The 10,595-nt window shown below is 66.5% G+C and carries 7 protein-coding genes; 2 read left to right on the top strand and 5 right to left on the bottom strand.

Annotated elements, in window-relative coordinates:
- Positions 1–79: 79 nt before the first annotated feature.
- A complete protein-coding gene (locus AC07OK_RS11820; protein WP_494690483.1) occupies positions 80–1,714 on the bottom strand; it encodes a methyl-accepting chemotaxis protein in 1,635 nt (544 codons plus the stop codon).
- 272 nt (positions 1,715–1,986) lie between these two features.
- On the opposite strand from AC07OK_RS11820, the gene AC07OK_RS11815 reads away from it, so the two are divergent.
- Together AC07OK_RS11815 and AC07OK_RS11810 are read left to right on the top strand one after the other, a co-directional pair.
- Positions 1,987–2,982, top strand: coding sequence for a TauD/TfdA family dioxygenase (locus AC07OK_RS11815; RefSeq protein WP_494690482.1), 996 nt, complete (start codon positions 1,987–1,989; stop codon positions 2,980–2,982).
- Positions 2,983–3,044: 62 nt separating this feature from the next.
- Complete coding sequence (locus AC07OK_RS11810) at positions 3,045–4,352, top strand: MFS transporter (protein ID WP_494690601.1); 1,308 nt, start codon at positions 3,045–3,047, stop codon at positions 4,350–4,352.
- Here AC07OK_RS11810 and AC07OK_RS11805 read toward each other — a convergent pair.
- From AC07OK_RS11805 to AC07OK_RS11790, 4 genes are all read right to left on the bottom strand, one after another.
- Positions 4,349–5,248, bottom strand: a complete 900-nt coding sequence (locus tag AC07OK_RS11805; protein ID WP_494690481.1) for a helix-turn-helix domain-containing protein — start codon at positions 5,246–5,248, stop codon at positions 4,349–4,351. The two genes, AC07OK_RS11810 and AC07OK_RS11805, sit on opposite strands and share 4 nt — an antisense overlap.
- A gap of 63 nt (positions 5,249–5,311) precedes the next feature.
- Positions 5,312–6,091 carry an alpha/beta hydrolase gene (locus tag AC07OK_RS11800; protein ID WP_494690480.1) on the bottom strand — a complete coding sequence of 260 codons (780 nt, stop codon included), beginning with the start codon at positions 6,089–6,091 and terminating at the stop codon, positions 5,312–5,314.
- 86 nt (positions 6,092–6,177) lie between these two features.
- Entirely contained in the window at positions 6,178–9,345 is a 3,168-nt protein-coding gene (locus AC07OK_RS11795; RefSeq protein WP_494690479.1) for an efflux RND transporter permease subunit, read from the bottom strand.
- Positions 9,342–10,592, bottom strand: a complete 1,251-nt coding sequence (locus AC07OK_RS11790) for an efflux RND transporter periplasmic adaptor subunit (RefSeq protein WP_494690600.1) — start codon at positions 10,590–10,592, stop codon at positions 9,342–9,344. The genes AC07OK_RS11795 and AC07OK_RS11790 overlap by 4 nt, the downstream gene beginning before the upstream one ends.
- Between the last annotated feature and the right edge of the window lie 3 nt (positions 10,593–10,595).

Here is a 10,595-nt window from a genome sequence, read left to right as displayed (position 1 = left end):
CTGTTTTAGTACTTTCCTGCTCGCATTCCCATGCCGCAGTGCAAACTGTGGGGCGCTGACCACGCCAGCGCCAAGGTCGCTAAGGCGCAGCGCCGCTCAGCGCCGGCCACTTGGGCGCGCGCGCCGAACGCGCCGCTGGCGGGCCGCCGCGCGCCCCATCCTTGAGCCGGAACACGCTCACCAGCTGCGACAGCGTGGCGGCCTGGTCCTGCAGGCCCTGCGAGGCCGACGCCGCCTGCTGCACCAGCTCGGCGTTCTGCTGGGTCACCGTGTCCATCTGCGAAATGGCCTGGTTCACCTGCTCGATGCCGGCGCTCTGCTCGCGGCTGGCGTGGGTGATTTCCGCCATCACGCCGGCCATGCTCTGCACGCTTTCCAGCACCTCGTTCATGGTGGCGCCGGCCTGGGCCACCAGCTTGCTGCCGATGTCCACCTGGCCGACCGATTCGCCGATCAAGTCCTTGATTTCCTTGGCCGACGCGGCGGAGCGCTGGGCCAGGTTGCGCACCTCGGTCGCCACCACCGCGAAGCCACGGCCCTGTTCGCCGGCGCGGGCCGCCTCCACCGCCGCGTTCAAGGCCAGGATATTGGTCTGGAACGCAATGCCGTCGATGACGGCGATGATGTCGGCGATCTTGCGCGAAGACGTGTTGATCGCGCCCATGGTGTCGACCACCTGCGCCACCACCGCGCTGCCCTTCTGCGCCACGCTGGCGGCCACGGTGGCCAGCTGGTTGGCCTGGGCCGAGTTGTCGGCGTTGTGGCGCACGGTCGAGGTCAGCTCCTCCATCGAGGCGGCGGTCTCCTCCAGCGAACTGGCTTGCTGCTCGGTGCGCGAGGACAGGTCCAGGTTGCCGGCGGCGATCTGGCCGGAGGCGCTGGCGATCACGCCGGTCGCGCCGCGCACCTCGCCGACGATCTTCTCCAGGTTGTCGCGCATGGTGCGCATGCCGAACAGCAGGCTGGTGCTGTCGCCGGCGCGGGTCTCGACCGTCACGCCCAGGTCGCCGGCGGCGATCTGGCGGACGATGTCGGTCGCATAGTCGGGCTCGCCGCCCAGGCTGCGCGTCAGCCAGCGCGTGATCAGCAGCGCGCCGGCGGCGCCGAACAGCACGCTGCCAACCACCAGCGCCAATATCCACAGCCGCGACGAGGCGTAGCGGCGGTCGCCCTCGACCGCCTCCTGCTTGCCGCCGTCGGTGTAGAACTCGACCAGCTGGTCGACCTGGCCGCGCAGCGCCACGATCAGCTTGTTCGATTCGCCGCGGATCAGCGCCTTGGCCTGGTCGTCGTTGCTGGCGCGGGCGGCGGCGCGGATCTTGGCGTCTTCATCCATATAGCGCGCCCACAGGTCGACGAACTTGGCATACATCGCCTGTTCCTCGGCGGTGCTGGCCAGCACCACATAGTCGTCCTGCATCTTCTTCAGGTCGACCAGGTCCTTGGCGATCACCTGGTCGTACTTGTCCATGTCCGCCGGGCTGGTCGAAATGATGTATTGCAGCTCACGGGTGCGGATGCGCGCGATCTGCGACTTGATGTCTTCGATCACCCGGATGCTGGGCATCCAGCGCGCCGAAAACCGCTTGGAGGTATTATTAACCTGCGATAACTCCCAGACGGAGAACACCCCCACCAGCACGGTCAAAGCCAATACCAGGGAGAAAGCCAGCCCCAGTTTTTGCGCCAGGCGTAGCGAATTAAACCATTTCATTATGCTAGTCCTTCAACGTTTAATTTGATAGTAACTGGCCGCAATGCGGGTATGGTCAAATTCAATCATAACGCATGCCGCACCCAGCAAACCTCGGGCCTTACAGCCTTGTGCACTATTCACAACATATTGTTTCTAAAGCATTTATCAATGCCAATACCATAAATTTAGTTGCCATTCAGCATCAAAAACAACAACCAGAACCTTAACATAGCTTTAGAATATCTGCACAGTCCCGGCAGCAGCAACCGTTTTAATTAAGAGGAATTTTTATGCCAACTTTATTAAAAATCAATGAAAACGTCACCATCGTGCCGGCCGATATCTCCTGGGGAAATGATTTAAATATCATTTACGAGATACTAAGCCGCCGCTTTAATGGTTTTAATGAAAACGGTTTTTACGCCCACCCCGAGGAGGTGGCCCTGCGCGCCGAATTGGGCGAGGTCGGCGCGCTGCGCCGGCTGACGCGCCAGCTGCGCGGCCTGGGCACCAACGGCGCCGCGCTGACCGGTCTCGGCCTGCACGGCCTGAGCGAGGACCGCCGCAACGCCGCCCTGTATGCGATCACGCTGATGCTGGGCTACCCCACCTCCACCGACCAGCGCACCGGCCGCGTGGCCTGGGACGTCAAGTCGCGGCCGCAGGCGCACAGCGACGCCCGCTTCACCACTTTTTCCGAGCGCGTCGGCAGCGCCGACATGCACACCGATTCCTCGTTCTATCCGATGCCGGAAGAGCAGTTCATCCTGTACGTGGTGCAGGCGGCCAACTGCGAAGGCGGCCATTCGCTGCTGATCGACGGCGAGGACATTTACCAGACCCTGCAGCAAACGGCGGCCGGCCGCGCCGCTTACGAGCTGCTGCGCAGCGCGCCGGTGCCGTTCCGTGTGCCGGCCGTGTACGCCGCCGGCGAGACCAACATCGAGCACCATGTGGCGCCGGTGTTCGGCCCGCCGTGCCGCGACGGCGACCGCTTCACGCTGCGCTGGCGCTACGACGCGATCCAGAAAGGCCTGGCCGTGCGCCCCGACCTGAGCACGCCGGCGCTGGTGGAGGCGCTGGCGCTGATGAACGAGGTGGCAGAACACAGCGCGCCGCGCTTCAAGCAGCAGTTGGCCACCGACACCCTGCTGTGGGCCGACAACCACCGCATGCTGCACGGCCGCACCACCTATGTGGACGAACGCCGCCACCTGATCCGCATCCGCATGTCCGACGTGCCCAACGCCGAGCGCATCGGGCCGTCCGGCGTGGTGCGCGATTGAGCGCGCTGGGCGGCTACGCCGCGGCCGAGACCGGCCTGCCGCCGGCCGAACGGCTGTGGGCCATGCTGTCGCTGATGACCGGCGTGGCGCTGGCCTCGCTGGACACGGCGATCGCCAACACCGCCCTGCCGGCCATGGCGCAGCAGCTGCACGCGACGCCGGCGGCCTCGGTGTGGATCGTCAACGCCTACCAGCTGGCGATGGTGGCGACGCTGCTGCCGTTCGCCGCGCTGGGCGAGATCGCCGGCTACCGCCGCGTCGCGCTCGGCGGCCTGGTGCTGTTCACCACGGCCTCGCTGGCGTGCGCGCTGGCCTGGTCGCTGCCGTCGCTGGTGGCGGCGCGACTGCTGCAAGGCCTGGGCGCCAGCGCCATGATGGCGGTCAGCACCGCGCTGATCCGCGCCATCTACCCGCCCGAGCGCCAGGGCCAGGGCTTCGGCACCAACGCGCTGGTGGTGGCGGTGGCGTTCGCGGTGGGGCCGACAGTGGCCTCGCTGATCCTGTCGCTGTCGTCCTGGCCATGGCTGTTCGCGATCAACGTGCCGCTGGGCGTGCTGGCGTTGAGCGCCGCGTACCAGGCGCTGCCGCACACGCCGCGCGCGGCGCACCAGGTGGACCTGCTGGCGGCGCTGTACAACGTCGGCGCCTTCGGCCTGCTGATCCTGGCGCTGGGCGACGCCGCCCATGGCGCCGCGCCGCAACGGCTGCCGGCCGAGATCGCCGGCGCGGCGGTCTGCTGGGGGCTGCTGCTGCGCCGCCAGCGGGGCCACGCGGCGCCGCTGCTGCCGGTGGACTTGTTCCGCAATCCGATGTTCGCCCTGTCCGCGCTGACGGCCTTCTGTACCTTCGCGGTGCAGGGGCTGGCCTTCGTGTCGCTGCCGTTTTTCTTCGAGCACACGCTGGGCCGTTCGCCGATCGACACCGGTTTTTTGATGACGCCGTGGCCGGCGCTGGTGGCCGTGATGGGACCGGTGGCCGGCCGGCTGAGCGACCGCTACAACGCCGGCACCCTGGGCGGCATCGGCCTGCTGCTGCTGTGCGCGGGCGTGCTGTTGTTGAGCGGGATGGCGACCGACGCCTCGGTGTTCGACATCGGCTGGCGCATGGCGCTGTGCGGGGTCGGCTTCGGTTTCTTCCAGGCGCCGAACATGAAGGCCATCATGGGCAGCGCGCCGCATGCGCGTTCAGGCAGCGCCAGCGGCATCGTCGCCACCGCCCGTCTCAGCGGCCAGGCCACCGGCGCGGCGCTGGTGGCGTATTGCTTCACGCTGTCGGATACGCGCGGCACGGTGTACGCGCTGCTGGTCGCGGCCGGCTTCGCCGCGCTGGGGGCGGCGGTGAGTTTCTCGCGCCGGCTGCTGAGAAACTAACTTCCTTTTTGCTGGCGGAACCTTGCCGGCGGCGTGCCGAAATGGCGGCTGAAGGTGCGCGACAAATGGCTGGCGTCGTGGAAACCGCAGGCTTCGGCGATGTCGGCCATCGCCCGTCCGCCGGCCAGCAGCATGGTGCGCGCCTGCTCCAGCCGCATCTTCATCAGGTAGCGGTGCGGCGGCAGGCCCAGTGCCAGATGGAACTCGCGCGAGAAATGCGCCTCGCTCATGCCGCACAGCGCCGCCAGGTCGCGGTTGCTGACGCCGGTGGCCAGGTTGCCGCCCATGTGGGTCAGCACGCGCCGCAGGCGGCCGCCGCCCAGGGTGCTCGATAGCGGCGCCGTCGCGGGCCGGCTGTAGTGCTCCAGCAAATAGCTCAGCAACGCCACCATCAGGCCGTCGCAGTACTGCGATTGCAGCGGACCGGCCATGGCGTCGCCATTGAGCATGCGGCGCACCAGTTCCATCACGTGGCGGTCCGAGGTGAACTGCTGGGCGCCCAGGCTCAGCGGGGTTTCGCGCTGCGCGTTCAGGTTGTCGATCAGCGCGGCCGGCACGAACAGGTTGACGATGTCGCAGCTGCTCAGGCGGCTCCACTGGCTGGAGCCGCTGGGCGGACAGATGCGGAAACGCTCGGCCGCGATCACCCCGCCCCACACCGGCTGGCCGTGCAGCCAGATGCGGGCGTCGACCGGCTCCAGCATGATGGCGATGCGGTAATCGTTGGGATGGGAGCTGATGGTCTGGATCATCGCGTCCGGCTGGTTGCTGCTCCAGCGCACGATCGAGGCCTTGGAACTGGGCAGGGGCCCGATGCAGGTGTGCAGCGGCGTGTGCACGCCGCTGCGCAGGAACCAGTCTTTCAACACTTCGGTATTGTCTATCGCGGTACCCATGGGCTCGTCTCGGCATATGGCGGAGCGTCGATTATCGGGCGCGCCAGTCTTGATGTCAAATCATCAATTGGCAGGATGGCCCATCCAGGACGACATCAGGTCGACCACTTCCTTTTCCTGGCCGATGTAACCGTGGTGATGGTAGGCCTCGCAGGGGTCGCCGCTGGGGTCGCCGCCGCCGGTGATCATCAACTGTTTTTTGAGCGGGGCGTTTTTCAGGCCCTTCATGATCCAGTCCACTTCGTAGGGGCGGCAGATCGCGCAGGCGTCGTTGGCGTGGTGCACCACCAGCACCGGCAGTTTCAGCGCGGCCAGGTTTTGGGCCGGCACCGCGCCCTCCTTCTTGAAGGCGGTCACGCTGGAGGTCAGCACCAGGCCGGCGATGCCGGGATCGTCCACGCTGGCGATGGCGACGTAGGCGGCCGACACCGTGCCGCGGCTGGTGCCGACCAGCCACACCGGCGCCGGGCTCTTGCCGCGCACGAACTCCAGCGCGGCGCGCACGTCGGCCAGGTGCTTGGGGTTGACGCGGTCGCTGTAGTCGAGCGCGGGGGTGTCGCTGGGCAGGCCGAAGATGGCGACGTTGAAGCCGTCGGCCAGGAACAGCGCCACGCTGCGGGCCAGGAAGTTGTGGCTGGTGGGCTTGCCGTCGACCACCTTGCCGTAGCCGCCGTTGCCGCCGGTGAACAGGAACACGGTGGCCTTGGCGCCCTCCCGCGCTTCCCAGTAGACGCTGGTCTCGACGCCGGGACGGGTGGGAATGCGGAAGGTCTGGCCGTCGGCCCAGGCCTGGCTGCTGCCGACGGCAAGCATCAGCGTTATCCACCAACGAAACATCATCATCGCACGCTCCTGAAGTCTGGCACCGGGCCGGTGGCCGAGGATAACATCTTCGGCCAACAAGGCCATTCCCGACGAGTCAGCCCGTTTCATGGCCGATCGCTCCCCGGCGTCATTACGACCACGGCTGCGGCGCGTATCGACCGGCGCCGTAACAACAGGTAGACCGCCGGCACCACGAACATGGAGAGCAAGGGCGCGGTGATCATCCCGCCGACCATCGGCGCCGCAATCCGTTGCATGACTTCGGACCCCGTGCCCGATCCCATCATGACCGGCACCAGACCGGCGAGGATCACGGCCACCGTCATCGCCTTGGGCCGGACACGCAGCACCGCGCCTTCGCGTATCGCGTCCAGCAGGTCGGCCTCGCCCGCGGCGCCCTGGGCCAGCCGCGCTTGCCATGCCTGCTTAAGGTAAAGCAACATGATCACGCCGAATTCGGCCGACACGCCCGCCAGGGCAATGAAACCGACGCCGCTGGCGACCGACAGATTGTGCCCAAGCGCCCACAGCAGCCAGATACCGCCGGCCAGTGCAAACGGCAGGGTCGCCATGATCAAGGCCGCTTCATCCACCCGCTTGAAGGTCAGGTACAGCAAGACGAAAATAATAAGCAAGGTCATCGGCACGACGAGCTTGAGCTTGGCGGTCGCGCGCTCCAGGTATTCGAACTGCCCGGACCAGGACACCGAATAGCCGGCCGGCAGCCGCACCTGCCGGGCAACGGCCTGCTGCATCTCATGCACGGCGGAGCTGAGGTCGCGGCCACGGATGTCGACATAGACCCAGCCGGACAGCCGCGCGTTCTCGCTTTTCAGCATGGGCGGGCCATCGTCGATCCGGATCGCGGCGACGTCGCCCAGCCGGATCTGGGCGCCCCGCCCGGTCAGCACCGGCAGATCGCGCAGCTTCCCGACCGAGTCGCGCAGCTCGCGCGGATAGCGCACATTGATCGGAAAGCGCTGCAAGCCCTCGACCGTCTCGCCGATATTGTCGCCGCCGATGGCGCTGGACACGACGCTCTGCACATCGGCGATATTCAGCCCATACCGCGCCGCCGCATCGCGGTCGATCCGGACATCGATGTAGCGCCCGCCATTGAGACGCTCCGCCAGCGCGGACGACACGCCAGGCACGCCCTTGACGACCCGCTCAATGTCGCTGGTGATGCGATCGATCTCCCGCAGGCTGGCGCCGGCCACCTTGACGCCGACCGGACTCTTGATGCCGGTGGCGAGCATGTCGATGCGGTTGCGTATCGGCGGCACCCAGATATTGGACAGTCCCGGCACGTTGACGGTGCGGTCCAGCTCTTCGACCAGCCGGTCCATGGTCATGCCGGCACGCCACTGGTCGCGCGGCTTGAACTGGATGGTGGTCTCGAACATTTCCAGCGGCGCCGGATCGGTGGCCGACTCCGCGCGGCCGGCCTTGCCGAACACGGTCTGCACTTCCGGCACCGCCTTGATCAGCCGGTCGGTCTGCTGCAACAGTTCGGCCACCTTGCCCGCGCCGATGCCCGGCAATGCGGAGGGCATGTACAGCAAATCGCCTTCATCCAGCGGCGGCATGAACTCGCCGCCCAGACGCGACATCGGCCAGATCGTCGCGGCCGCGATCAGGCCGGCCGCGACCAGGGTGGCCTTGGGACGGCGCAGGACGATTTCCAGCAACGGCCGGTAGCGCGCGATCATCCAGCGGTTCAGCGGATTGCGTTGTTCCTCGGGGATGCGGCCCCGGATCAGGTAGCCCATCAAGACCGGAATCAGCGTCACCGCCAGGCCGGCCGCCGCCGCCATGGCATAGGTCTTGGTGTAGGCCAGCGGCGCGAACAAGCGGCCCTCCTGCGCCTCCAGCGTGAACACCGGAATGAAAGACAGCACGATGATCAGCAGCGAGAAGAACAGCGCCGGCCCCACTTCGGCGGCGGCGTCGCCGATCACGGCCCATTGCGTATCACCGGCCAGGCGCTGGCCGGGGTGGGCGTGATGCCATGCCTCGATATGCTTGTGGGCGTTCTCGATCATGACGACCGCGGCGTCGACCATGGCGCCGATGGCGATCGCGATGCCCCCCAGCGACATGATGTTGGCGTTCACGCCCTGATACGACATCACGATGTAGGCGATCAGGATGCCCAAAGGCAGCGACACGATCGCCACCAGCGCCGAGCGCAGATGAAACAGGAAGATCGCGCAGACCACCGCGACGACGATCAATTCCTCGATCAGCTTGTGCTGGAGATGGTCGACCGCGCGCTCGATCAGGTGGGAGCGGTCATACACGGGGACGATGTCCACGCCGGCCGGCAAGCTCGACTTGAGCGTGGCGAGCTTGGCCTTGACGGCGGCGATGGTTTCCTGCGCGTTCTTCCCCGAGCGCATGACGATCACGCCGCCGGCGACTTCGCCTTCGCCGTTGAGATCCGCGATGCCACGCCGCATCTCGGGCCCGAGCTGCACGCGCGCCACGTCGCCCAGCCGCACCGCTACCCCGGCATCGGTGGTCACCAGGGGGATTTTCCGGAAGTCGTCGAGCGACTGCAAATAGCCGGAGGCGCGCACCATGTATTCGGCCTCGCCCAGTTCCATGACGGCGCCGCCGGTCTCTTGATTGGCGCGCTGCACCGCCTCGATCACCTTCCCGTGCGGGATGGCATAGGCGCGCAGCTTGTCGGGGTCGAGCACGATCTGGTATTGGCGCACCATGCCGCCGACGCTGGCCACTTCCGACACGTTCGGCACCGCCTTGAGTTCAAACTTCAGGAACCAATCCTGGAAGGCGCGCAGCTGGGACAGGTCCAGTTTGCCGCTGCGGTCCACCAGCGCATACTCGTAGATCCAGCCGACGCCGGTCGCATCCGGGCCGAGCGCCGTTTTCGCCTGCGCCGGCAAGCGGGACTGCACCTGGTTCAGGTATTCGAGCACGCGTGACCTGGCCCAGTAGGGATCCGTGCCATCCTCGAACAGGATGTAGACGAAGGAATCGCCGAAGAAGGAATAGCCGCGCACCGTCTTCGCCCCCGGCACCGAGAGCATGGTGGTCGTCAAGGGATAGGTCACCTGGTTCTCGACGATCTGCGGCGCCTGCCCCGGATACGTGGTGCGGATAATGACCTGCACATCCGACAGGTCCGGGATCGCATCGAGCGGTGTGCGCGCCAGCGACCACATGCCCCATGCGGCAATGAAAACGGTCGCCAGCAAAACCAGGAAACGGTTGACGATAGACCAGCGTATCAATTTTGCGATCATTTCGTCGCTCCCGCCGCCGGGGTCCTGGGCATCGCCATCTCGCCCATGCGCGTGGCCGTTCCCTTCAAGCTGGCTTCGGAGTCCACCAGGAACTGGCCCGATACGACGATCTTCTGTCCGGCCGCCAGGCCCTGGCGAATCTCGGTCATGCCATGGCTTTCAAGTCCGGGCTCCACATCGACCGGCATGAACTTTCCACCTTCCTGCGCCAGCATGACGACGCTGCGCGTGCCGGTCTGTATCACGGCCTCGGATGGCACCAGGAGGACCTCGGCGCCGCCATGCGACGTGAACGTAAGCGTGGCGAACATGCCCGGCACCAGTTGTCCATTCGGGTTGGCCAGCTCGATACGCGCTCTCAGCGTCCGTGTGGCGCTGCTCACTTCAGGCAAGACCGCGCCGACCTTCCCCCGGAAGACGCTGCCGGCGAGCGCCGGCGCGCGCGCTTCGACGGCGTCGCCAGGGCGCACTTGGGCAGCCAGGCTCTCGGGCACTTCCGCATACACCCAGACAGTAGCGAGGCCGTTGATGCGAAACAGCGACGTCCCCGCCGTCACGGTCATTCCTTCGCGCGCGCCCAGCTCCGCGACCACGCCGCTGACGGGCGCGGAAATTGTGATGCGCGGATGAACCTTGCCACTCGTTTCGACCAGGCGGACTTGCGTATCGCTCATGCCGGCCAGCCGCATGCGCTGGCGGGCGCCATCGACCAGCGATGCAGTATCGCCGCCCTGCATGCGCCGCGCCGCCAGGTATTCCTCCTGCGCCGCGATCCAGTCGGGTACGTACAATTCGGCCAATGGCTGTCCCTGCTTGACCGGGTCGAGCGTAGCGCGCACATACAAGCGTTCGATAAATCCATTGCTGCGCGCCTGGACCAGCGCCATGTCGCGTTCGTTGTACGCGACGCTGCCAACCGCCGCCACGCCGGCGGACAGCTTGCCGGTCGTGACGATTGCGGTGCGCACGCCCAGGTTCTGTTGCACACGCGGGCTGATGGTGACGCTGCCCTCGTCGCCATCGCCGCCGTAGACGGGCACCAGTTGCATGTCCATAAAGGGCGACTTGCCGGGCTGGTCAAACTTTTGTCCAGGCACCATCGGATCGTGCCAGTAGAGCGGTTTCCTGTCGCTCCCGCCCGTGGCGACGGCTGCCGCGCCGTCATTTTCCGGTCCCGCCTTCATCCCTTGTCGCATTCCAAATCGGTAAGCGCCGTATCCGCCGGCGGCAACGGCGATCGCGATCATCAC

Source organism: Duganella sp. GW821-FHT07G03, from assembly GCF_059418605.1.
Note: the sequence above shows the minus strand (reverse complement) of the source record. Positions and strands in the feature narration are given on the sequence as shown.

What these genes read in the sequence shown, in the direction of transcription:
- AC07OK_RS11790 (WP_494690600.1), bottom strand. Translation starts at nt 10,592, where the DNA reads ATGATCGCGATCGCCGTTGCCGCCGGCGGATACGGCGCTTACCGATTT.
- AC07OK_RS11805 (WP_494690481.1), bottom strand. Translation starts at nt 5,248, where the DNA reads ATGGGTACCGCGATAGACAATACCGAAGTGTTGAAAGACTGGTTCCTG.
- AC07OK_RS11820 (WP_494690483.1), bottom strand. Translation starts at nt 1,714, where the DNA reads ATGAAATGGTTTAATTCGCTACGCCTGGCGCAAAAACTGGGGCTGGCT.
- AC07OK_RS11795 (WP_494690479.1), bottom strand. Translation starts at nt 9,345, where the DNA reads ATGATCGCAAAATTGATACGCTGGTCTATCGTCAACCGTTTCCTGGTT.
- AC07OK_RS11815 (WP_494690482.1), top strand. Translation starts at nt 1,987, where the DNA reads ATGCCAACTTTATTAAAAATCAATGAAAACGTCACCATCGTGCCGGCC.
- AC07OK_RS11810 (WP_494690601.1), top strand. Translation starts at nt 3,045, where the DNA reads ATGCTGTCGCTGATGACCGGCGTGGCGCTGGCCTCGCTGGACACGGCG.
- AC07OK_RS11800 (WP_494690480.1), bottom strand. Translation starts at nt 6,091, where the DNA reads ATGATGATGTTTCGTTGGTGGATAACGCTGATGCTTGCCGTCGGCAGC.